This is a genomic window from Sporosarcina sp. P26b (assembly GCF_002743245.1).
Taxonomy (GTDB): Bacteria; Bacillota; Bacilli; order Bacillales_A; family Planococcaceae; genus Sporosarcina; species Sporosarcina ureae_C.
Genome location: NZ_PDYW01000013.1, coordinates 16,718 through 39,971, shown reverse-complemented (window position 1 = coordinate 39,971; position 23,254 = coordinate 16,718). Strand labels below are relative to the sequence as shown.

Annotated in this window: 20 protein-coding genes and 1 riboswitch; of the genes, 15 read left to right on the top strand and 5 right to left on the bottom strand. The window is 39.9% G+C overall.

Going from position 1 to position 23,254, the window contains the following annotated elements:
* The first annotated feature begins 231 nt into the window (after positions 1-231).
* Positions 232-1,335 (top strand): threonine synthase, encoded by a 1,104-nt coding sequence (locus CSV69_RS11565; RefSeq protein ID WP_099693482.1) that lies wholly within the window; start codon positions 232-234, stop codon positions 1,333-1,335.
* Between the two features lie 67 nt (positions 1,336-1,402).
* On the opposite strand, the gene CSV69_RS11560 is transcribed toward CSV69_RS11565, so the two are convergent.
* Positions 1,403-2,656: a dicarboxylate/amino acid:cation symporter gene (locus CSV69_RS11560; protein WP_099625494.1), complete on the bottom strand. Its 1,254-nt coding sequence runs from the start codon at positions 2,654-2,656 to the stop codon at positions 1,403-1,405.
* 378 nt (positions 2,657-3,034) lie between these two features.
* On the opposite strand from CSV69_RS11560, the gene CSV69_RS11555 reads away from it, so the two are divergent.
* The 12 genes from CSV69_RS11555 to CSV69_RS11505 all read left to right on the top strand — a co-directional run bounded on the left by CSV69_RS11555 (position 3,035) and on the right by CSV69_RS11505 (position 15,611).
* Complete coding sequence (locus CSV69_RS11555; RefSeq protein WP_158232663.1) at positions 3,035-3,577, top strand: TetR/AcrR family transcriptional regulator; 543 nt, start codon at positions 3,035-3,037, stop codon at positions 3,575-3,577.
* Between the two features lie 156 nt (positions 3,578-3,733).
* Positions 3,734-3,892 carry a hypothetical protein gene (locus CSV69_RS16865; RefSeq protein WP_158232662.1) on the top strand — a complete coding sequence of 53 codons (159 nt, stop codon included), beginning with the start codon at positions 3,734-3,736 and terminating at the stop codon, positions 3,890-3,892.
* Positions 3,893-3,977: 85 nt separating this feature from the next.
* Complete coding sequence (locus CSV69_RS11550; protein ID WP_099693480.1) at positions 3,978-5,585, top strand: sensor histidine kinase; 1,608 nt, start codon at positions 3,978-3,980, stop codon at positions 5,583-5,585.
* On the top strand, positions 5,582-6,262 hold the full coding sequence (locus tag CSV69_RS11545; protein WP_099693479.1) for a response regulator: 681 nt from the start codon (positions 5,582-5,584) through the stop codon (positions 6,260-6,262). The genes CSV69_RS11550 and CSV69_RS11545 overlap by 4 nt, the downstream gene beginning before the upstream one ends.
* A 217-nt stretch (positions 6,263-6,479) precedes the next feature.
* Positions 6,480-7,466 (top strand): tripartite tricarboxylate transporter substrate binding protein, encoded by a 987-nt coding sequence (locus CSV69_RS11540; protein ID WP_085427253.1) that lies wholly within the window; start codon positions 6,480-6,482, stop codon positions 7,464-7,466.
* A gap of 75 nt (positions 7,467-7,541) precedes the next feature.
* Entirely contained in the window at positions 7,542-7,985 is a 444-nt protein-coding gene (locus CSV69_RS11535) for a tripartite tricarboxylate transporter TctB family protein (RefSeq protein ID WP_085427252.1), read from the top strand.
* Between the two features lie 13 nt (positions 7,986-7,998).
* Positions 7,999-9,513, top strand: coding sequence for a tripartite tricarboxylate transporter permease (locus CSV69_RS11530; protein WP_099693478.1), 1,515 nt, complete (start codon positions 7,999-8,001; stop codon positions 9,511-9,513).
* Between the two features lie 17 nt (positions 9,514-9,530).
* Positions 9,531-10,913 carry an SLC13 family permease gene (locus CSV69_RS11525; protein ID WP_099693489.1) on the top strand — a complete coding sequence of 461 codons (1,383 nt, stop codon included), beginning with the start codon at positions 9,531-9,533 and terminating at the stop codon, positions 10,911-10,913.
* A 39-nt stretch (positions 10,914-10,952) separates the two neighbouring features.
* On the top strand, positions 10,953-13,628 hold the full coding sequence (gene acnA, locus CSV69_RS11520; RefSeq protein ID WP_099693477.1) for an aconitate hydratase AcnA: 2,676 nt from the start codon (positions 10,953-10,955) through the stop codon (positions 13,626-13,628).
* A gap of 121 nt (positions 13,629-13,749) precedes the next feature.
* Positions 13,750-14,301 carry a biotin transporter BioY gene (locus CSV69_RS11515; protein ID WP_085427249.1) on the top strand — a complete coding sequence of 184 codons (552 nt, stop codon included), beginning with the start codon at positions 13,750-13,752 and terminating at the stop codon, positions 14,299-14,301.
* Positions 14,302-14,511: 210 nt separating this feature from the next.
* The gene (locus CSV69_RS11510) at positions 14,512-14,925 is read left to right on the top strand and encodes a universal stress protein (protein ID WP_099693476.1); all 414 of its coding nucleotides are present in this window, start codon (positions 14,512-14,514) and stop codon (positions 14,923-14,925) included.
* A gap of 275 nt (positions 14,926-15,200) precedes the next feature.
* Positions 15,201-15,611, top strand: coding sequence for a universal stress protein (locus CSV69_RS11505; RefSeq protein ID WP_085429013.1), 411 nt, complete (start codon positions 15,201-15,203; stop codon positions 15,609-15,611).
* Between the two features lie 162 nt (positions 15,612-15,773).
* On the opposite strand, the gene CSV69_RS11500 is transcribed toward CSV69_RS11505, so the two are convergent.
* From CSV69_RS11500 to CSV69_RS11490, 3 genes are read right to left on the bottom strand one after another with little or no spacing between them, the layout of a single operon-like run.
* Positions 15,774-16,559 carry an energy-coupling factor transporter transmembrane component T family protein gene (locus CSV69_RS11500; RefSeq protein ID WP_085427247.1) on the bottom strand — a complete coding sequence of 262 codons (786 nt, stop codon included), beginning with the start codon at positions 16,557-16,559 and terminating at the stop codon, positions 15,774-15,776.
* Positions 16,537-18,003, bottom strand: a complete 1,467-nt coding sequence (locus tag CSV69_RS11495) for an ABC transporter ATP-binding protein (RefSeq protein ID WP_099693475.1) — start codon at positions 18,001-18,003, stop codon at positions 16,537-16,539. The genes CSV69_RS11500 and CSV69_RS11495 overlap by 23 nt, the downstream gene beginning before the upstream one ends.
* Positions 18,004-18,024: 21 nt before the next feature.
* Positions 18,025-18,594, bottom strand: coding sequence for an ECF transporter S component (locus tag CSV69_RS11490; RefSeq protein WP_255396880.1), 570 nt, complete (start codon positions 18,592-18,594; stop codon positions 18,025-18,027).
* Between the two features lie 82 nt (positions 18,595-18,676).
* A riboswitch (TPP riboswitch) is annotated at positions 18,677-18,788 on the bottom strand.
* Between the two features lie 188 nt (positions 18,789-18,976).
* Between CSV69_RS11490 and CSV69_RS11485 the strand changes: the two genes are divergently transcribed.
* Entirely contained in the window at positions 18,977-19,549 is a 573-nt protein-coding gene (locus CSV69_RS11485) for an exonuclease domain-containing protein (RefSeq protein WP_099693474.1), read from the top strand.
* Between the two features lie 157 nt (positions 19,550-19,706).
* Entirely contained in the window at positions 19,707-21,212 is a 1,506-nt protein-coding gene (locus tag CSV69_RS11480) for a multicopper oxidase family protein (protein WP_099693473.1), read from the top strand.
* A gap of 125 nt (positions 21,213-21,337) precedes the next feature.
* Here CSV69_RS11480 and CSV69_RS11475 read toward each other — a convergent pair whose 3' ends face one another.
* On the bottom strand, positions 21,338-23,023 hold the full coding sequence (locus CSV69_RS11475) for a methyl-accepting chemotaxis protein (RefSeq protein ID WP_099693472.1): 1,686 nt from the start codon (positions 23,021-23,023) through the stop codon (positions 21,338-21,340).
* Positions 23,024-23,254: the final 231 nt, after the last annotated feature.

Below are 23,254 nucleotides of genomic sequence, written 5' to 3'. Positions count from 1 at the left end.
TGAGTGTGAATGATACATTCGGTCATCTAAAGGGAGATCCGTTTTGGTGTATCAATGTATCAGATGAAGAATGATTGAATATAATCCAATCTTTGCGGGGTTTGTAAGTAGACCTTGCAAAGGTTTTTTATTTCCAAAACAAAAGATCTTCCGGTCAGCAAGAACTGAGCAATAACTTTCAAGTATAATGTAGGGAAGTTATTATTCATCTAAGTAAAGGAGATTAAAGATATGACAAAATATAGTTGCGTAAATTGTAATAAAACCTATGTGATTCAAGTGACAAGATGGAAGTGTGATTGCGGTGGTCTACTAAACTTATTACCATCCCAATCCAAACAGGAGAATGATCACTGGACAAGCGATAGATCTATATGGCGTTATGCTTCATCGATGGTTGGTCGAGAAAATTTAAAAGGTTGGCAGTCTATTACTTTAGGCGAAGGTCAAACGCCTTTACTTAAATTAGATGAAGCAGAGCCAAATACATTTGTAAAAGTAGATTTTATGATGCCTACACTTTCTTTTAAAGACCGAGGCGCTGTGGTACTAGTTGCTCTAGCGAAACAATTAGGAGTAAAAAAGATGATTGCAGATAGCAGCGGTAATGCCGGAACCGCCCTTGCTGCTTATAGTGCTAGAGCAGGTATAGACTGCGATGTGTATGTAAGTGCTGATACATCTCCAGGTAAAATGGCACAGATAGAAGCGCATGGCGCGAATATAAAAGCAATAAAAGGAACTAGAGAAGAAGTAGCGGCTGCAGCCCAGTTAGCGGTCGCAGAAGAGCAAGTGTTTTATGCGAGCCATGTCTACAATCCATACTTTTTTGAAGGTACTAAAACATATGCCTTTGAAGTGTATGAACAATTAGGTAAGGCACCGGACGCTGTACTTATTCCAGTAGGAAATGGAACACTATTATTAGGGGCTTACTACGGTTTTAAAGCATTATTGGAAGCGAAGTTAATTAATCATATGCCGAAGATCATTGCTATCCAAGCCGAGAAATGTGCACCGCTCGCAAAGGCATTTGAGAAACAAGAGCTAATAGCAAAATCGGTCGTGAATGAAGGAACTTTTGCAGAAGGCATTGCCATTGCAGCACCAGCCAGATCAAAACAAATACTAGAAGCAGTACGTGATACAAAAGGTACGTTTATCACAATTGCCGAAGATGAGATTCTGGTAGCTCGCAAAAGGCTTGCTGCCAAAGGATTCTACGTAGAAATAACTTCAGCAATTAATTATGCGGGGTACATAAAGTACGCGACTACTAAAGACGAAGTGATTGTTATACCGTTATGTGGGGCAGGAATCAAGTCGCCAACATAAAAAAACCTGCATGGAAATCTATCGTGCTTGTTAAACACGAAGGTCTCCGTACAGGAAGTTGTAAAAATTATGCTGTTTCTGTAGCTCTGTGAACGTCTTCGATTTCCGGTTCGCCTAAAACACCTTCTGTTTTCGCAACGACAACTGCACAAGCAGCGTCACCCGTAATATTAACAGCCGTTCGCACCATATCAAGTAGACGATCTACACCTAGAACGAGCGCAATTCCTTCAACTGGTAAACCGACTGATGTCAGAACCATTGCCAGCATAATCAAACCAGCACCAGGTACAGCGGCTGTTCCAATGCTGGCAAGCACAGCAGTCAACACAACCGTCAGCAACTGACCTAAAGATAACTGGATATCATAAGCCTGCGCAATGAAAATAACAGCTGCACCTTGCATAATCGCGGTACCATCCATATTGATAGTAGCTCCAAGTGACTGAGTGAACGAAGAGATGGACTCAGGAACTTTTAACTTCTCCTGTGCAGTTTTCATTGAAATAGGTAGTGTCGCCGCAGAACTAGCGGTACTAAACGCTACAACCTGCGCTGGGAAAAAGTTCTTAAAGAACCATATAGGATTACGCTTACCGATTAATGCGACAGATCCGCCATAGACAACAATGGTGTGGATTAAAAGCGCTCCCAGAACGACTCCCATGTACATCCCCATTACCTTTAGCGCATCAATACCTTGACTCCCTACAGCAGATGCAATTAAACCGAATGCTCCATATGGGGCGAACTTCATAACAAACGTAATCAGATACATGATAAGTTCATTGACTTGTTCAAATAACTCTTTCACTCTTTCCACTTTATTACCTAGCATGGCCATACCAAAACCTACCAATGCTGCAAAGAAGATAATCTGAAGCATATTGCCTTCCGCCATAGCACTAATAGGGTTTGTCGGGATAATTCCTAGTAAAGTTTCAGCGACTGGTGGAGCTTCTTGAGCTTCATACACGGCGTTGGCTGTCTCGAAGTTACCTCCTTCACCAGGCTTTACTAATAATCCAAGAGAAATTGCGATGACAATGGCAATAGCCGTTGTAATTAAGAAATATCCAATGGTCTTTCCGCCGATCCTTCCTAATTTTTTCGGATCACCAATACCAACCGTTCCAAGTGCGATGGAAATGAAAACGACAGGTACAACTAGCATCTTCATAAGATTTAAGAAGATTGTACCGAGCGGTTTAAATAAAAATGCATCAACCTTTGAAAAAATGTCAGGTGAAAAAATGTTCAATAACAACCCTGCGATGACCCCTGCAATAAGTGCAATAACAATATTTCTAGCCAACTTCATAAAAACCCCTCCTTTGCATAGTATATTCAATTGATTAAGACGAAATGAAAGCGCTTACTAAGTATTATTCGATATATTTCGCAGTTTGTCAACTTAACTAGTTACCGACTTAGCTAACTAGTAATAAATGCAAGAGGGAAAGAGACGAAAGTTAGTGGAGAAAGAGATAAAGTAGCTAATATTTAGCTGAAAGGGAACAGAGATTATTCTTAAAATTTGATGAAATTATTTCAACAATCTAAATATAATTTGGCTTTTCTGTCACTTCACTGTATAATTAGATTTATCTATGAATAAATCTTTATATTAAGATAGGAAGTGTGTCAACTGAATAAAAGAGGTAGACAAGTAGGCGCTGATGGCGAAAAAAGTCGGAAGTTGCTTTTAGAAATTGCTGCACAGCAATTTGCCCTTCATGGTTTTCATAAGACGAAGATCAGTGAAATTGTGAAGGAAGCAAACGTCACACAGCCCACGTTCTACTTGTATTTTAAAAGTAAAGATGCTGTATTCCAGGAATTAATCCAGGTATTTAAAGAAAAACTATATAATCATGTAGCACATAGTAAACTTCCCGCTGATGTGGCTAAAGAAGGTTTGTTGTCAAGAATTGCTTATGGGTTAAGTAGGCTGTTTGAATTTTTCAAGCAAAATGAAAATGTAGCAAGAATCGGTTTTGTTGTCTCGGAAGAAGCGAAGGATATCAAAGTTCAAATGGCGTTAAAGATAGAAGAGAATCTTATAGAAGAAGTGGAAAACGGATATTTCACTACGGATATAAACCTGAACTTAGTCGCAACGACTATGGTTGGTGCTATTGAACATCTGTCTATAACAAAACTTTGGACTGGTGTTCACAGTCCTGAAGAACTCGCTCAGGATTTTACAAGTCTGTTTTTGTGCGGTTTGAAAAATAACTAATGTGTAGAGAAGCATAAACCCATCGATAGGGTTTATGCTTTTTGATTTTCAAGACATTATTTAGATCTGTTGTTTGGTATACAGTATATACGTTGTAGCTAAGGGGTTTTAATCTTTACTTACTTAAACAAGATTGCTTTAACTGCTACAATCATCTTGGTAGGTTTATTAGTAAATATATTGTTCAATCGTTTATTCATGGTGAACTATAAACAGGGAACTAGTACGAAGACGGATTTGCAACGTGCGATTTTAGCGGTGTTTGAAAAAATAGAAATGAAATTCGCATCAGTAGATAGTAGAATCTTTCCTTGAGTGAGAACACTCAAAGAAGCATCCTATAAGTATTTTAGTTTTACAGACGCTACAGAAAAAAATGTTAAGCTGGAAGTGAAGTCTTATGCTGAAGTCAAAACTACAAAAGAAAATATTACTCATAGTAACCTCACTTATTTTATTTTTGATGCTACTGATGCTGACGGTTTTTGTAGTTACGGATTATATAAATTTATTTGATCGCAGTCATACTGTCGGTTTACAAACGGCTAAGATGCTTTCTTATATGGATACTGTCAAAGATGGTTTGGAAGAACGGACAGATGTAGAAAAAGTAGGTGATTTGGAAGCGGTGATTGAGCATTACTCTCATCAAGTAGATGCTACATTTATTGTGATTCAAGATAAATCAGGTCGCATTTTAGCATCGCCTGATGAATTGCAAATAGGAGATGTCATTCCTTTTGAGGACGGCTTTAAAGCAGTTGTTTTTGGAGCGAATTACTCCATGCTGTCGAACGAAATTATTGGTCCGTCTGTCAGTAGTAAGGCGCCTATTTATAATAAAGAGGAAAACCAAATTATCGGAGTCGTAACAGTGGGCTACCTTATTTCAGATCTGCAGAAAATCGTTCAACATCGAGTCGAAAAACTTTTGTTAATATCTTTAATCATATTAGTCTTGGGGATTTTAATCAGCTACCTGTTAGCGAAATCCATTAGGAAAGATACATTCGGCTTAGAACCCGAGCAGATAGCTAGTTTTTATATGGAGCGTAAAGCGATATTAGCGTCCATTGACGAAGGGATTATTGCAGTTGATCAGCTAGGTAAGATTACATTAATTAATACAGCGGCTCGTTCAATCCTAAGCATATCTAATCGTCGAAAAGGAGACCCCATAGAATCAATATTCCCTAACTTGCCGGTGCTCACTAAACTCGATAAATCAGTATCTAGATCATTTGAAGTAGTTTATGGAAAAAAACGATTAGTTGTGAGCTCCATGCCGCTTCAATTTGAAGGTGAACAAAAGGGTGCATTGATCACTTTCCGCGACACGACAGAAATGATGGAAGTTGTGAATACTTTATATGAAGTACGAAAGTATTCTGATGACTTAAGGGCGCAGGCGCATGAATATACGAATAAATTATATTTAATTTCTGGTTTGCTCCAACTTGGAAAGTATGAAGAAGCGATACGTACGATTCAAACAGAAATCAGTATCAGTGATGATACAAACCAATTCATATTTGAAAATATAAAAGACGCACATGTACAAGCTATTCTATTTGGTAAGGTCGGCAAGGCTTCTGAAATGAAAGTAGATTTTGAAATTGATGAAAACAGTAGTCTAGAACAATTGCCTGAATGGTTTGGTACAGGGGCATTGACTGTAATTCTTGGGAATTTGATAGATAATGCACTTGAAGAAGTGGCGAATTACCCGGATGGCCAAGTATCATTCTTTGCACTTGATTTTGGAGAAGATGTAATTTTTGAAGTATCCGATAACGGCAAAGGTATTCCACCAGAATTACAAGATGAGCTATTTAAAAAAGGTTACTCCACGAAGTCTTCAACAGGAAGAGGGATTGGTTTAGCGAATGTAGATGGAGCTATTCGGGTACTTGGAGGGACGATTCAAGTAACAAGCACAGAAGAAGGTACTATATTTTCTGTATATATTCCAAAATATCCAGACAACGAGGAGCGTGAAATGAGATGATTCATGTAGGAATTGTAGAAGATGATTTTCGCATTGCTTCTATACATCAACAGTTTCTAGAAAGTATAGAGGATGTAACGGTCGTTGGACAAGCATTGCGTGCAAGAGATACGTGGCAGATGCTTGAAACCCAGTATGTAGATTTATTATTAGTAGATATCTATATGCCTGACCAGTTAGGGATCGATCTAGTGCGCGAGTTGAAAGTACAGTATCCTGCGCTTGATTTTATCATTATTACGGCCGCTACTGAACGGGAATTGGTGGCGAGTAGCGTAGCGGCAGGAGCGTTTCATTATTTGGTTAAGCCTGTCGAGTTAAGCAAGTTAAAGGAAGTCATCGAACGTTATCAACAAAGACGTGCATTTCTTCAGGAAAGCCAACACGTGAACCAAAATGAAATAGATAAACTTTTTGTCCACGGTGCAGTAACTAAAGAAATGGCTACAAATACGGACCTTCCAAAGGGAATTCATCCGTTAACATTGCAAAAAGTGATAGACATAGCGGGTTCTTTGACGGAAGGCACAACTGCAGAGGAGATGGGAGAAAGACTTGGAGCATCCCGTACTACCGCTAGGAGATACTTAGAGTATCTAATTGCGGAAGGCAAAATGCGTGCAGAGCTTGAATATGGTATTGTCGGAAGGCCTGAACGGAAATACTTTGGATTGTAAACGTTCAGAGTCCATACTGATCCCTATAGTTTTGCAGATCTATATTCTCCATATCCATTCAAGAGCATTCCTTAGCGGGGTGCTCTTTTTCTATGAACTTTATGAACAAAATGAAGTTAAAGTCTTTTGAATTGTTAAAATTGTAAACGGTTACATATAGAGAGTATCCAAGTACACTACTTGTAGATAGTAAATCAGAAAAAAGGGGAGAGATAGTATGAAAAGAATATTAGGTGCAGCAACACTTTCGTTTGCATTAATTCTCGGTGCTTGTTCATCAGATAATGCGGGGGGCAAAGACGAGGCGGATTTCCCGAAAAAGAATCTTGAGTTCATTGCACCTGCAACACCAGGTGGCGGATGGGATGCAACAGCACGTGCGATTCAAAAGATTTTAAAAGAGGAAGATATCGTGGACCAGAGCATGACGGTCATCAACAAACCAGGCGGAAATGGCGAAGTTGGTTGGCAGTATCTGTCTAAGAAAGATGCGCACACATTAGCAATCGATTCTAGTCTATTGGTGACGAATAACTTACTTGGACAAAGTGATCTAACGTATGAAAACTTCACACCGCTTGCAACATTAACGACAGAGTGGATTTCTGTAGCAGTCAAAAATGACTCTCCATACGAAACAGCCACAGAGTTGATGGAGCAATTGAAGAAAGACCCAGCTTCAGTCAAGATCGGTATTGCACCGGGTCTCGGTAACAATGACCACTTGTCATTTGTACAAGCAGCGAAAACATTTGGTGTAGATGTTACGAAATTGAACTTCCTTGTATATGAAAGCGGCGGCGATGTTATGACAAGCTTGCTTGGTGGCCACGTAGATGCGGCAACAATGGCGGTTTCCGAGTCATCTGAACAACATCTCGCAGGTAAATTCAAGATTGTTGCGATTACAGCGGACGAGCGCCTAGAAGAACTACCTGATGTACCCACTTGGACTGAAGAAGGCGTAGACGTAGTATTCCCTCACTGGAGAGGTATTCTTGGACCTCCGGACATGACAGAAGAAGAAATTGCGTTCTGGAATGAAGCATTCGGTAAAATGGTTGGTACGGATTCTTGGAAGCAACTATTAGAAAACAATGGCTGGGAAGATTTTTATCAAGATAGCGATGCAACAACTGAGTTTTTAAAAGAGCAAACAGATATGTACACGGATTTAATTGAGGAGTCTGGATTACAAAAATAAGTAATTCAAAATAGGTTGAGTCCCACTTTGGTGGGCTCCCTTTTTTGATTCACTATAAGAAGGAGGAACGGCCGTATGGTTCGTTACATAACCCCGATACTTTCAACTGTTATTGGTATTATCATGCTGATCAGTGCGATTAATTTACCTAAGTCCAACCTTGGAAATCCGAATGGTCCCATGTATTTTCCATTAATGATTGCTATTATATTAATCCTTTCAGGGATCGTCTATTTCTTTCAAGAATTCAAAGCACGCGGCAATGACTTCCTAGACTTTCGTGCATTACGTTTAGGCAAGTCACCCATGTATTTGCTAGCGTCATTAGTTTTAATGCTGATTTACACAGTTCTTTTTGAACGGATCGGGTTTTTGTTTTCAACAATACTGTTCCTCGGCGGACTTCTATTCTTATTGAATGGACGAAAGAAGTGGATGTCAAACATTATTATCGCTGTAGCATTTTCGTTTATTACATGGTATGCATTTGGAACGCTGTTGCAGGTAAGTTTACCTTAAAGGAGGAACCGATATGGGAATAGATGTACAAGCCATTTTAGATGGCTTTATGACAACAATTCAACCGATGAATTTATTCTGGATTGCACTAGGCGGGTTCCTCGGAACAGTCGTTGGAATGTTACCGGGTCTTGGACCTGCTACCGCGATCGCTTTACTAATTCCGATTACATTTGGAATGGAGCCAACGAGTGCGTTAATTTTAATGGCCGCAATTTATTACGGTGCGATGTACGGTGGCTCGAGAAGCTCGATCTTATTGAACACACCAGGAGACGGGTCAGCAATTGCTGCTACGTTTGACGGCTATCCGATGGCCCAAAAAGGTCAAGCGGGTCAAGCGCTTGCGATTTCCGCGATTGCTTCGTTAATTGGTGGTTTGATTGCAGTTGTTGGATTTATTATTTTAGCTAAGCCACTGGCCAGTTTTGCTCTGCGTTTTGGTCCAGCAGAATATTTCTTATTGATGGTATTTACACTATCAGCGATTGTTGCGCTAGCAAAAGGGCAAATGGTGAAAGGTTTTATTTCGATGTGTATTGGATTAATGATCAGTACAGTCGGGATCGATTTACAGACCGGCGTTTACCGTTTCACGATGGGGAATGTCCATCTAAGTGAAGGAGTAGATTTCCTCGTAGTCATTATTGGAATTTACGCGGTTGGAGAAGTGTTGTATAACTTCTTATCCATTAATAAACCGGTAGGAAAGAAAAAGTCAGTCGGTAAAATCTGGATTACGAAAGAACAATGGAAACGATCAAAGTGGCCGATTATCCGTAACGGTCCGGTTGGTTTCTTAATCGGTGTACTTCCAGGAGCAGGTGGCGCAATTGCGTCTATGCTAAGTTATTCAATGGAAAAACAAATCTCTAAACATCCTGAAGAGTTTGGCGAAGGAGCAATTGAAGGATTGGCTGCACCTGAATCATCTAATAACGCAGCGGCTGTTGGAGCATTTATTCCAATGCTTGCAATGGGAATCCCAGGCTCAGGGACGACTGCTGTTATCCTCGGTGCAATTGTTATGCTAGGTTTAAAGCCGGGACCGTTATTGTTTGAAAACAATCCAGATATGGTCTGGACGTTTATCAACAGTATGTTCATTGGAAACCTATTCCTAGTCATCTTGAACATTGCGCTTGTTGGGATTTTGGTGAAGATCTTGGATACACCGCCACGTGTCCTATATCCTGTCATTATGATGCTGGCATTTATCGGTACCTATACACTAGGTTACAGCACAGTGGATTTCCTCATTCTAATCATCTTTGGTTTTGTTGGTTTGTTCATGAAGTTGCTGAAATTCCCTGTGGCTCCATTGATCTTGGCAGTAATTGTCGGATCCGATATGGAACAAAACTTTAGAATGAGTTTAATTTCTTATCCGAATGTGGTGGGCATTTTCACAGCATCACCTATTACAATTGCGCTTGTCATCATGACGATCGTATCGCTAGGCTTCCCGTTCTTGTCTTCATGGATGAAGAATCGTAAAGCTGAAAAAAACAGTAGCGAAATGATGTAAGAGAGTATATGACAACGATGACTAATAAAAAACGACTGTTATTTGGCTTTAGTGTCTTACTTTATATCGTGACGTTTCTTCCTGTCACGGGAACATCGGAAATAATACGTGCTATTGCGTGCCTCATCATTATCCAAGTTCTTTGGATTGGTGGGGTCTTTCCATTAGCATTCAGTTCTTTGTTATTGATGTTATTGCTTTCTGTCCATTTCTTTACCTATGAAGAAACGCTGAGTTACTTTGCATCTGAGATTGTATGGTTGTTATTTTCAACATTTATTTTAGCAGGTGCATTTATTGAATCTGGACTAGCTAGTAGGCTCTCGCTCAAACTGCTTTCTTTATCTAAAGGTTCGAGTCGCTTGCTAGTATTCTTTTCATTTGTACTGATGTTCATTTTGTCTTTATTCATTCCATCCAATGTCGGGAAGGCAAGTTTAGTGTCTTCAGTGCTAGATAGTATTATCAAGCATTTGCAGAAGATGGGATCCGTGGAGCGACTAGCGAAGTCTTTATTTATTGGCTTGACGCTAATTGTTCCGATATCAGGTGCTGTCGTTGCGACTGGGGCGAGTTCAACATTATACGCATACGGTTTACTCGGCGATGTAACGGTAGGACTTGATTATGTACAGTGGCTCTTATACATGGGGCCCCCCATAGTGATTTTTATGTTCTTTTTGTTCTTACTCTTTCTTATAGTCTTCCCTCCAGAACGAATCGATGGTCCGGAATTAGAAGGGTTGATTGAAGAGAAACTACTTGGACTTGGAAAAATGTCTGTGAATGAATGGAAAGTGTTAGCGATAATTGGCACTACGGTCGTGCTTTGGATGACCGGCAGCTTACATGGGTTTTCTGTTTCACTTGTGGCATTATTCGGGGCGATTTTGACAGTGCTTCCGGTAACGGGAATTTGGCAATGGGAACAGGCGAAGAAGCGCATTGGCTGGGATCTATTGCTATTCTTCGCTGCAACTTTGATGTTATCCAATCTGCTCATCAAGACAGGAGCTGTCAAATGGTTTGCTGAACAATTAATCGAGCTATTATCCATGGACTCTTATTTTACGGTGACGCTGTTACTATTGCTAATGACTGCATTATTACGTTTGTTTTTCGTTAACGTACTGGGGTTTTTAACAATCATGTTACCTGTAACTCTTGCAATCGGCGAAGCATTCCCTACCCATGATCCATTGTTTTTAACAATGGGCGTATTTTTAATTGGAATACCAGGATTTACTTTGATTACGCAATCACCGATTCATTTAATCAGTTATGAGTACGGGTATTTCAATAAGCGAGATTTATTGCGTCTTGGGTCAGGGGCTTTTATTATTTGGTTCCTCGTTGTACTTGCTTCGATTTATGGATATTGGATGATGTTTTATTCATGAACTAGAAATATAAGAAACCATGTCTAGGAGGAAATCATAATGGAACAAAAAAATAGTGGGTATCGTGAATCAGCTCGAGATGAAATGACAATCAATGGAAAACGATATCAGTATATATCATTGAAAAAGCTAGAAGAACAAGGGTTTTCCACTATCAAGCAACTCCCATTCACTATTCGCTTACTGCTTGAATCAGCAGTACGTCATGAAGATGGCCAGTACATAAACGATGAACATATAGTTGCCTTGGCCAATTGGCGTGGAGGTAGTGTAGGACAAGAAGTGCCCTTCAAACCAGCCCGTATTGTATTTCAAGACTTCACAGGAATTCCCGCTATTGTTGACTTGGCTTCAATGCGTGATGCGGTAGCTTCAAAAGGCGGTGATCCTAGCCTTGTCAATCCACAGATTCCAGTTGACTTGGTAATTGATCATTCCGTTATCATCGAACATTCTGGTGATGAATTGGCATATGAGAAAAACTTGTCCATAGAATATGAGCGCAATCAAGAGCGTTATGAATTTGTACGATGGGCGCAGAAAAGCTTTGAAAATTTTCATGTCGTACCACCTGCTAATGGCATCGTTCATCAAGTGAACCTTGAATATTTAGCGACAGGTATCCGAACCGAATTAGTAAATGAAGTGGAATGGATTTATCCGGATTCATTAGTTGGAACAGACTCGCACACTCCGATGATTAATGGAATTGGAACGGTTGGATGGGGTGTTGGGGGAATTGAAGCAGAGTCTGCTATGTTAGGGCAACCTCTTTATTTCACGATACCTGATGTAGTTGGCGTGAAGTTAATGGGTTCATTGACTGACGGGGTAACGGCCACAGACCTTGCGCTCACGATGACGAACAGATTACGTGCGCACGGTGTTGTTGGAAAGTTCGTGGAGTTTTACGGAGAAGGATTGCGTCATATCCCTGTAACCGATCGAGCAACAATATCCAATATGGCACCGGAATATGGTGCGACTATGAGCTTTTTCCCGACAGATGAACAAACTATGGATTACTTCCGTCAAACGGGTCGTGAGGATAAGGTGCCATTGATTGAAAGTTATTTACGAGCCCAAGGTCTATTCATGGAGGAAACAACCACACCGCCAACTTTTTCAGAAGTTATCGAGATAGATTTAGGTACGATTATTCCAACTGTCAGTGGACCGAAAAGACCGCAAGATACAGTAGCTCTTGCTGATATGAAGCATTCATTTGAAGATGTTTTAAAGAGACCAGTAAATGAAGGTGGCTATGGTAAACAACGTATTGAAACAAGGGCTATACAAGATGGTTCCATTGTTTTGGCTTCCATTACGAGTTGTACGAACACATCGAATCCATCTGTTATGGTGGCAGCAGGTTTACTAGCAAAGGCGGCTACAGATTTGGGGTTGCGTGTTCCGTCTTACGTTAAAACCACGCTAACTCCAGGTTCGCGTGTGGTCACACGTTACTTGGAAAAAGCAGATTTACTATCTTCTTTTGAAAAGCTCGGATTTTTTGTTGATGGATATGGCTGCGCCACGTGTTGTGGGAATAGTGGTTCGTTACTGGAGGAAGCTGAAAAAGCCATTACTGAAGATGATCTCGTAGTAGCATCCATTTTAAGTGGCAATCGCAACTTTGAAGGTAGGGTCCATCCACAGATCCGTGCAAATTATTTAGCTTCACCGCCTCTTGTAGTAGCTTTTGCATTGGCAGGCCGTATTGATATTGATTTCAATCGGGAGCCAATTGGTGTTGGGAAGAATGATCAACTTATCTACTTAGCAGATCTATGGCCTAAAGCAGAATCTATAGAAAATATAATATCAGAAACTGTGACGGCTTCTCTGTTCCGTGAAGAGTATGCTAGTATTTATTCGAATAAAACATGGGAATCAATTTCTGCTGCAGAAGGTTTATTGTATGATTGGGATGCATCGTCAACCTATATTCAACGCGCGCCGTATTTTGATCAAGCTGATGAATTGTCTATTGAAAAAAACACAAAAGAGATGCTTCCGCTTCTGATGTTAGGAGACTCTATTACGACAGACCATATCTCACCGGCTGGTCACATATCATTGAATAGTGAAGCAGGTAAGTATTTATCTGAACATGGGGTTAGCCCGCGTAATTATAATAATTACGGTGCACGTCGGGGGAATCATCATGTTATGATGCGTGGTACGTTTGCGAATATCCGTCTTCGCAATCAACTTGTTCCTGGCGTGGAAGGCGGTTTTACTATTCATAAAGCGACGAATGAACAAGTGAGTATATTTGAAGCGGCACGACGTTATAAAGCAGAGAATAGAAACCTGATTGTGCTGGCAGGAAAAGAATATGGAACAGGAAGCTCAAGAGATTGGGCTGCGAAAGGTACGTCATTACTCGGAGTGAAAGTCGTTCTTGCTGAAAGTTTTGAAAGAATCCATCGCAGTAATCTTGTTGGTATGGGCGTATTGCCAATTCAGTTTGCAGAAGGCTTCACTGCATCTAGTCTTAGTTTAGAAGGAACGGAAATCTACACGCTTAAAATAGATGATCATGCATTCATACCGGGACAACGTTGTGATATGTACGCTGTTAGGACAAACGGAGAAATAGTTTGTTTTCCTGTTACAGTAAGAATCGATAATGTTATGGAAAAAGATGCTTACTTGCAGGGCGGTCTATTACCGTCTGTGGCAAAAAATATGTTGCAGAATAAACGATAGATGTAAAGATAGACTCTTTGAGTAAACACCTTTTAGAAATGTGTTGACGTAGAGAATGACGTACGATAAAATTAGAGTCAACATAATAAAAAATAGTGTTTACATAAAGGGGAATTCAGACATGTTAGATACGAGAAACAGATTGAAGATGATGATTGTAACAGCATTATTCGCAGCCATTATCGGGATCATGGCGCAGTTAACTATTCCGTTACCATTAGTTCCGATTACAGGACAAACACTAGCAGTTGGTTTAGCGGCAACGATTTTAGGTTCACGTTATGGAACGATTTCTGTATTAGTATATTTAGCAATGGGAGCAGTAGGGATGCCGGTATTCTCAGGCATGTCTTCAGGATTAGGTGTGATTTTTGGACCGACTGGCGGATTCCTCATTGGCTTTATTCCAACAGCTTTCATTACGGGGTATTATATGGAACGTACAAGTTTTAAGCTGCCTAACGCAGTCATCGCCAATATTATTGGGATGTTCGTTGCATTGGCATTTGGTACAGTGTGGTTGAAGTTTATAGCTGAGCTATCATGGACTGCTGCTGTTATGGCCGGTTTTGTTCCATTTTTAATTGGTGGCTTTATCAAAGCATTTCTTGCAGCTTGGGCTGGAATTACAGTACGGGGTCGATTGTTGGCCAATCGTTTGTTGCTCGCGTAATGTAATCTAAGATACTAAACGTTAACTCTTATAATGAGAGTTAACGTTTTTGGCGTTTTATAAATTTATTATCGTATAGGGAAATTCGATAGTGGTAAGCATATCCTTCTAGTGTAGTTAAATAAGATGAACGACATGAACACTGAATAATTGGAACTTTTGATATATACTAATAGTAGAAAGTATACGAAATAGTAGGGAGTGGGTTAAATGAAAATTACTGTAGCTATAGATGGTTCTGATCATTCGATTCGTGCAGCTGAGTATGCGCTAACACTATTAGAAAATACGCCTGATGGAGAACTGGAAGTGATCTCCGTAACAGATTATAACAAAGTAGAAGAAGAACAACTTCTACTACAAAATCTTAAAAGTTTATCCCTATACCAAGATCGACTAGTTAGACCTGTAGTGGAAATGGCAGAAGAGGCCGGAGTAAAAACGACTGTCAAGCTTTTACGGGGAAAGCCAGATGTGGAAATCATTAAACATTTACAAACAGAAGAAGTTGAACAATTAGTGCTTGGTAGCCGTGGAATGAATTTAATGCAGGAAATGGCATTAGGCAGTGTGAGCCGCAGTGTAATGGAACAGGCGAATTGTCCAGTGACGATCGTAAAATAAATGGAGTCGCCATAAAGGTCTGGATTACTGGATTCATATGGCTTTTTTCACTTCATTTACAATTTTGTATTGTATTAGTAGCAGATAGTTGGCTTTTTATTATGCAATTGGTAGAATGGGTTTTGAATTGTTGAGTATAGATACTTCTTATTTACTGGACTACATCGTCAGTAAAATGGGTATATAACATGGCAATGGAGTCTTATGCTGGTGAAAGAAGTCAAAAGAAAATCTCAATTGAAGAATTTAGAAAAGTAGTTTTGGGAGGTTTTATCATGAAGATTGCTGTGGCGGTAGACGGCTCAGAAAATGCATTGCGTGCAACGGATTATGCGTTGATGTTAATGCAACAATTTTCTGAAGCGAAACTTGAGTTGATCCATGTTATTGATTATAACAAAGAAGATGAACGGTTATTAAAACAGAGTCCTAACAGTCTTGCTATGTATCAAAAGAAGAAGATACAATCTGCATTGAAGTTAGTAAAGGATAAAGGAATAGATGCCGAAGTTACGATGTTAAAAGGAAATCCGCAACAGCAAATCATTAAATATGTAAATACAAATGAAATTGATCATCTCATACTCAGTAGTCGTGGTTTGAATACACTGCAGAAATTAGTTATGGGCAGTACTAGTCAAAAGGTAATTAAGCATGTGAATAGCTCAGTCACGATAATTAAATAAATTATATAAAAAACTGCTACAGCAAATCTTTACGCTGTAGCAGTTTTTTAGTACTCTTCGCGTTCTCAGATCTGCGCTTTTCTGTAGGAAGGTGATGATTTTTCTTACCATTGATCGAGTAATCATGTTCCTTTTACTATAATAACTCATCATCAATAGATGTCATCTAGGCGTTAACAACCCACTGCTCGATAAAAATAGAGTGACAGCAAAGCCAAGAATCATTACAGCTACAAACACCACATCCATATGCGTATACCGAGTAGGATAAAAATATGTCCTGGCGGCTCCCATTTGATACTGCTTTGCTTCCATTGCCACAGCAATCCGTTGTGCACGGCGAATGCTTTGTGCAAATAAGGGGACTGTGTAACTTTGCAATCGCTCATATAGCCCTTTACTTCCCCTTGAAAATTGGACGTTGCGCACCTTTAACGCGTTTCGGCGTATTTGAAGTTCTTCAGTAACAGCCGGTATTAAACGAAATGCCGCAATAAAACTGTACGCGTATTTGGATGGCATGCGAAACTGTTGCATCATTGCATAGAAGAATAATATAGGTTGGATCGTCAAGATAAACGTAAAGCCGACGAGACCGAATGATAGGGATTTACTTCCGAGCAAAAGCGCATGTTGGATACTCTCCTCAGATATCTTGAAAATCCCAAACTGCCAAAGAACGGACTCCCCCTTGCCGAACAGCAACATCGTCAATCCAGTAGATAGAAATGATATGACTAAAGGAATTGACAGCACTGCTAATTTCTTTAGTGAATAGCCACTGAATACATAAAACAACAGCCCGTACAATATTGTTTGCCAAAGGGCGAACTGTAAGTTTTGATTTATAAGTGTGATGATCATGAATGTGAAAAACACTACGAATTTTAGCGCAGGGTTAACGCGAAACAACCAAGTTTGCCGTTCAGGTGTGAACCAATTCAGCATGTGGCGCACCTCCAGAAAACGTAGTTGTTTGTAATACGCCATCAACTACTGTCCAGACTGCAGTAGAGAAATTTTCTACGATTTCCTCATCATGCGTCACCATTAGAATCGTCATTCCTTCGGTGCGCAATTGCTCTATTTTCTCAAGAATGGCAAAAGTATTTCGCGCATCTTGCCCGAAAGTAGGTTCATCAAGTAGCAATATATTTGTATCTGGAGTAAGAGCAGTCGCTACACTTAAACGCCGCTTTTGACCCGTAGATAGTTGATAGGGATGGCGTGAAACAGAATCAGGCAAGTTGAATAATTGTATCATTTCTTTAGCATAACGATCTGCCTCTGTTTTTGGCATACTGTGCAACGAAACGGTCAACTCTTCCATAATAGAATTGGTCACGAATTGCAGTTCGGGATTTTGGAAAACGAGCGACAGACCTTTAGGAAGTTGTCGCTTCTTCTTTTTCCACACAATCGGTACACCGTTAACTTCATAGACACCGTCAGTGCGAAGTAGTTGCATGAGAGATAGAAGCAATGTGCTTTTACCAGAGCCATTTTCTCCAACAATCGAAATCCAGTCACCAGCCTGTACGGTCGCTTGTTTGACAGAAATCTTCTCCGCTTGACCGCGATAGCCGTGAAAGTCTCGAATCTTAATTTTCTCTTGAGATGCAACTGCTTGACGGTTTTTCATCATCGATTGAAATGCTTCGGACGTTTTATATTCTTCCCAAACCCCCGGATACCAAATGCCATAGCGCTTCAGTTCTTCTTGGTTGTTTGTAAAGATAGTGTCTGGAGGTCCATCCGCTATAATGACTCCTTGATCATTAAATAGCACCACGCGATCGACCCAATCGGCAATCAAATCAATTTTATGCTCGACAATGAGTACGGTTTTATTTGTAGCTGCTGCTTTGATAGCAGACCAAATTTGCTGCGTGCCTTCTGGATCAAGTAAAGCAGAAGGTTCGTCCAGAAATAATACGTCGGGTTCAAGTAATAACACTGTAGCCAAAGCTAGTCGTTGTTTCATGCCTTGAGACATTTCATTGATGGGTGTATGAACGTTTTCTAAATTCAAGTCCACGCGTTTCAACACTTCCTCTATAAGAGGGGCCATCTCTTCACGCGGTACTTGAAGGTTTTCCAAAACAAATGCAAGTTCTTCATCGACATAGGTCATGCAAAACTGCGTTTCGGGATCTTGAAAAACGAATCCCCATGAGTCAGGCAGTTGGACGTCTTTTGTTTTCATTGGCAATTCGATGGAATGCGGGATAATTCCACTCAGCACTTGCAGTAAAGTAGATTTACCACAGCCGCTTGGTCCAAGCATGAGCACTTTTTCACCAGGCTGAACGGAAAAAGAAAGATCTTTAAAAACCAGTGAATTCTCTCCGGGAAACTTCAGTCGTAAATCGGTAACACTGATGTTAGGCATAGTTGAATCATTCCTCCGCGTTTACTGATCGAGCAAAGTATATTCTTTCTTATCAACAGGGCGGATTAAAGATGTCACGCCGGTTGCTTCAATCGCTTTAACAATTAGTACAGCAAAAATACCTGTGAAGATGAATGCACTAATTGCACGTAACCCGTATTTCACTATAAGTGCCCAAGTTTCAAGTGCTGCATATCCATAAACCAAATCGAGTCCGAAACTCGCGAGGCAAGAAGCAATACCAGCCATTCCGGCGACTACTATCGTGTAGCGCTTATATCGGAATGCGGCGAATAGTAATTCTGCAGCAAGACCTTGCATGAACCCGTACATCAATACTTCAATCCCATGTCCTGCGAATGCAGACAAGGAAGCGCCTGCAATGCTTGCGATCAATGCGGTACCGGGCTTACGTAATAGTAAAAAGGCGAACGGTCCCACCATGAACCACATGCCGTAAATCAATTGACGTGCAACGGGGAGAATCGGTTTGACGACGGTATATAAATCGTCCCAAAACTTCATCAATACCCCAAATACTACCCCGATCATGATCGTGATCAAAATATCGGTAAACTTTAATTTCTTCAAACTTTTCCACTCCTTCTTATTTGTCTATACAAAAAAGCCGTCTGAAGAGCAGACGGCCGAGGAAGGAAAGAGATTCCTGTAAATTTCCATCGATTACGCTCTCTACGCTGGCATTACCCAGATCAGATTAACGGTCAGCAGTGGATTCCTCTGCTATCTCAGCCTGATTCACTCAAGCACCCGTACGGACATTTATGTAAGCAATCCTAGTATACAGCACATCAATTTGTCTGGCAACCACTTCAAAAGTTGGATGAAGTGCGAATCCCGAAGTAGGTTAATTTCGTTACAGTGTGTTGAAATCCTGTTATACTAATAGGATACAAATTGATCCTAATTGCATGCCATATACGAATTTAAATAGATTTAAAGGAGTTTTTACATGACGAAACATATAGCGTTCATTGACGTAGAAACTACAGGTATGAGAGCAGAGGCAAGCGATGTAATTGAACTGGGTGTTATGCTTGGCGAATACGATAATAACCGGATTGTTCGGGTAGCAGATGAATATTGTGAGTTTCAAGAGCCGTTCTACTCTATAACGCCAATGATTACAAACCTAACGGGCATCACTGATCAGATGGTAAGAGGGAAGTCACTCGACATGGACAGAATTCTATCGATACTCGATCGAGCAGACGGCATTGTGGCGCATAATGCTTCATTTGACAGGGGCTTTGTCAGTAGACTATTACCGGAAACTCTCGACATGGACTGGTATTGTTCTGTTAGACAAATTAAATGGAAAAACTATGGCTTTGAGAATGGTAAGCTTCAACAATTACTGAGAGCACATCGGATTCAAGTACAGAACGCACACAGGGCACTAGATGATGCGAAAAACTTAGCATTGCTACTGAACTCGTCGAATCCGAGCCTTGAGGATGATACCTTTATATCCTACCTAATGAATAAAGCACCGATGAAAAAACCATCTAGATCTAGATTTTAATTACAAAGTGAGGGATACCAGGATAGTAATATACCCGGGTATCCTTTTTGTATGGAGAAAGTTTCATTTTCACGACCATATGTATGAAATGTGCATAGTTTTTCCACATGTATCAGCTATACTACCCTTGATGACAATAGATAAAGGAGATATTTAAATGAGTAGAAAAACGCAAGTTGTTATATTCTCATTGTGTGCATTATTGATCAGTGGATGCAGTAGTGATGCGCAATCGAATGAACAGAGTAATGAACATATGATGAACCAGACGAGCAATGAACAGCATTCTATGATGGATGGTTCGACAATGGGTAACGGACATATGAGCCATAATAATGTAGTGAGATTAAAAGATTCGACTGGTGAGAATGAAATAAACATCCCACCCTTATTAACTAGTGAAACGACAGTAGGCACCGAATATACTGTTAAGGCGCAAAAGGGAAGCGTGAACATATTTGATAATGTGACTACAGAAACTTTTGGATATAACGGAGATTTAGTAGGACCCGTTCTACAATTTAGAAAGGGTGAAACTGTAAAAATAAATACGATAAATGAATTAGATGAAGAAACAACATTTCATTGGCATGGTTTAGAAGTGTCTGGCGAAGCAGATGGCGGACCACATAAAACACTCAGTCCAGGTGAAGAAGAGACAATAGAATTTGAAGTCACACAAGAGGCGGCTACTTTATGGTTTCATCCCCACCCAGAGGGCAAGACATCTGAACAAGTATATAAAGGCTTAGCAGGACTGATTTATATTGAAGATCCTAATTCGGCCAAATTAGAAATTCCGAAAAAATATGGAGAGAATGACATACCTTTAGTTTTCCAAGACCGGATTTTCGATGATCAGCATCAATTAAATTATAAAGCAGTGATGAATGAAGATGGGACGATAGGTGATACATTATTAGTTAACGGCACAGTAAATCCCGTATTAAAAGTAGGGAAAGAACAAGTGCGTCTTCGCTTGCTGAACGGATCGAATGCGAGGAACTTCACATTCAAGCTAAATACGGGTGAATCGTTTGTTCAAATCGCGACAGATGGCGGCTTTTTGAATGAACCCGTCACATTGAACGAAGTTACCTTGACACCATCAGAACGGGCAGAAATTATTATTGACTTTTCACAGCTGAATTCGCTAAAGGATTTATCATTAATGAATGAAGATGGATCTATCCTTCTACCGTTTGAAGTATCAGATCAAGAAGTAGCAAGTACACAAGCAGTGAAACAGTTGAATGAGTTTTCTGTGACAGATGAAGAAAAAGCTATGCCGGTCACAAAAAATATTGAATTGTTTGGCATGATGGATCATGTAACAATCAACGGAAAGAAGTTCGATCCCCAAAGAATTGATTTCACACAAGAGCAAGGTGTCACTGAGGTGTGGGAAATCTACAATAAGAAAGATATGATGGGTGGAATGATTCATCCATTCCATATTCACGGTACACAATTTAAAATACTCTCAAGAGATGGTGTGGAACCTAACGAAAACGAAAGAGGTTGGAAAGACACTATTTCGGTTCATCCGGGAGAAAAAGTGAAAATCGCTATACAATTCAAACATAAAGGTGTCTATATGTTCCATTGTCATATTTTAGAACATGAAGACAATGGAATGATGGGACAAATAGAAGTAAAGTAAAAGTAAAAGTAATAGACAGACTTTTCGTGGTTTAATTGATTAATATGCATCTCATGGAAAGCAAACTATCTGAAATAAAATACATGAAGAAAAAGCGTCTGCACAATAGCAGACGCTTTTTCTTGTTATAAGGTAAACTTGCGGACAAGATTATTAAGTTCTTCAGCCAATTGAGCCAATTCATTAGAATTACTTGCTATTTCCTCCATAGCGCTGCTTGCTTGTTGGGAAGACGCTGATGTTTGTTCAACTCCCGCAGCAGATTCCTCAGTAATGGCAGCAATCTCTTCGATCGAACCGCTCATTTCCTGACTTGTTTCAGAAATATTTTGCAAGTCATTAGAAATAGTCTGGATACGTGTGACCATTTCAGTTACAGAAGCACTAATCTTGTGGAATGTTTCGCCCGTACGTTCAATTTGATTTGTGCCTTCTTCTACTTCTTTATAACCTTCACGCAAAGAATTTGTTACTGAACTGGATTCGCTTTGAATTTTATTGACGATTTCAGTGATGTTCGTAACAGATTCAGAGGACTGTTCTGCAAGAGTTCGTACTTCATCCGCTACGACTGCAAACCCTTTACCATGTTCACCAGCACGTGCAGCTTCGATTGCTGCATTCAATGCTAATAAGTTAGTTTGCGCTGCAATACTTTGGATCACAGCTACGAGTTGGGAAATATTCTGAGTATGCTTGTCCAATCCTTCTACGTTTACAACTGCATCATGAACAATCTGATCGATAACTTTCATCTGCTTAGAAGATGTATTCATCGCTTCGCTTCCCGTATTTGTCATCGAAAGTACTTCATTTGATGACTGGTGAATGTACGTGCCGTTTTCATTGGCATCCATTATTCTTGCAACAAAGTTTTCCATTGAGGTTGATAAGCTACTTGCATTGGTAGCTTGCGATTCTGTGCCGTATGCCAGATCTTCCATAGTTGTAGCGATTTGTGCCGTACCTGCTTTAATTTCACCCGCAGACTGTGTCAATTCTTCACTTTGAGAAGAAACTGTTTGAGCCACGATGTGAATTTCGTCCAACAGATTATGTGTGTTGCTACTCATTTCATTTGTAGATTTGATTAGTTGTCCAATTTCATCCTGTAACTTCGTCTCTAAAGGAGGACTACTTAAATCTCCCATTGCAATTAATCTCATGCGCTCCATTACCGTGTGTATCGGTTTAGATATTGAGTTTGCGGTGAATAAAGCAACCGCCATGCTTAAAAGAATGACTAGTAAAACGATAGTAGTAACTAAAACCAATGTGTTGTTTCCACTAGAAAGTAAATTCTTTTCAATATCAATAATAATCATTTCTCGATTTTGTGCAGCTTCTTCATACGAAGTCATTAATTCGCGTGCGTCATCATTGACTGCTAATAGATTACGTTCTGCTAGCTCTTTGTTACCGCGTGCATGTTCAGCGAATACATTCTCTAAGACGTACTCACGCCATTCAACAGTTCTTCGCATTAAATCCATTGTTTCATCGGAAGTTCCTATTTTTTTAATAGTGGCTTGATGCTTTTCACTATCTTCTGTGTATGTATCAAATAAATCTTTATAACTTGCTTCCCCTGTCAGAATAAATCCTCTCGAACTAGAAATCCGATTTGCCATATCAAGCGATAGCTGCTCATCTGCAATCAATAATGGCAATTCTTTCTCCAGAATATTTCTCGTTGCTTCGTTATTCGCACGAAGTGTAGAGAAAATAAATAAGCCGAGTAAGATAATTAGCACTACTACTATGGAAAAACCGGTCAATAGTTTTCCACGAATGCTTTTAAACGTAAACATAATCTATCACGCCTCCTAATAATTTAATTGAGTGTAGATACTTTTAACTATAACCGCTATTGTGCTTGTAGTCTACTAATAGTTATTTAGACTATTATTTATATAAATGTTATCGTAGGAAAGTTTTAGAAAGGAGAGTAGGTGCAGAAAAATTATAATTAGCGGAATAGATTAGGTGGAGAAAAGGGTATAGTAAACATGGATAATGGTGGGAGCCAGTCATGATAACAA

Excerpts from the sequence above, each read along its gene's own strand:
- CSV69_RS11515 (WP_085427249.1), top strand. The coding sequence starts at position 13,750 with ATGTTAGATACGAGAAACAGATTGAAGATGATGATTGTAACAGCATTA.
- CSV69_RS11525 (WP_099693489.1), top strand. The coding sequence starts at position 9,531 with ATGACTAATAAAAAACGACTGTTATTTGGCTTTAGTGTCTTACTTTAT.
- CSV69_RS11475 (WP_099693472.1), bottom strand. The coding sequence starts at position 23,023 with ATGTTTACGTTTAAAAGCATTCGTGGAAAACTATTGACCGGTTTTTCC.
- CSV69_RS11485 (WP_099693474.1), top strand. The coding sequence starts at position 18,977 with ATGACGAAACATATAGCGTTCATTGACGTAGAAACTACAGGTATGAGA.
- CSV69_RS11530 (WP_099693478.1), top strand. The coding sequence starts at position 7,999 with ATGGGAATAGATGTACAAGCCATTTTAGATGGCTTTATGACAACAATT.
- CSV69_RS11495 (WP_099693475.1), bottom strand. The coding sequence starts at position 18,003 with ATGCCTAACATCAGTGTTACCGATTTACGACTGAAGTTTCCCGGAGAG.
- CSV69_RS11480 (WP_099693473.1), top strand. The coding sequence starts at position 19,707 with ATGAGTAGAAAAACGCAAGTTGTTATATTCTCATTGTGTGCATTATTG.
- CSV69_RS11545 (WP_099693479.1), top strand. The coding sequence starts at position 5,582 with ATGATTCATGTAGGAATTGTAGAAGATGATTTTCGCATTGCTTCTATA.
- CSV69_RS11500 (WP_085427247.1), bottom strand. The coding sequence starts at position 16,559 with ATGCTGAATTGGTTCACACCTGAACGGCAAACTTGGTTGTTTCGCGTT.
- acnA (WP_099693477.1), top strand. The coding sequence starts at position 10,953 with ATGGAACAAAAAAATAGTGGGTATCGTGAATCAGCTCGAGATGAAATG.
- CSV69_RS11510 (WP_099693476.1), top strand. The coding sequence starts at position 14,512 with ATGAAAATTACTGTAGCTATAGATGGTTCTGATCATTCGATTCGTGCA.
- CSV69_RS11565 (WP_099693482.1), top strand. The coding sequence starts at position 232 with ATGACAAAATATAGTTGCGTAAATTGTAATAAAACCTATGTGATTCAA.
- CSV69_RS11550 (WP_099693480.1), top strand. The coding sequence starts at position 3,978 with ATGCTGAAGTCAAAACTACAAAAGAAAATATTACTCATAGTAACCTCA.
- CSV69_RS11540 (WP_085427253.1), top strand. The coding sequence starts at position 6,480 with ATGAAAAGAATATTAGGTGCAGCAACACTTTCGTTTGCATTAATTCTC.
- CSV69_RS11560 (WP_099625494.1), bottom strand. The coding sequence starts at position 2,656 with ATGAAGTTGGCTAGAAATATTGTTATTGCACTTATTGCAGGGGTCATC.
- CSV69_RS11505 (WP_085429013.1), top strand. The coding sequence starts at position 15,201 with ATGAAGATTGCTGTGGCGGTAGACGGCTCAGAAAATGCATTGCGTGCA.
- CSV69_RS11535 (WP_085427252.1), top strand. The coding sequence starts at position 7,542 with ATGGTTCGTTACATAACCCCGATACTTTCAACTGTTATTGGTATTATC.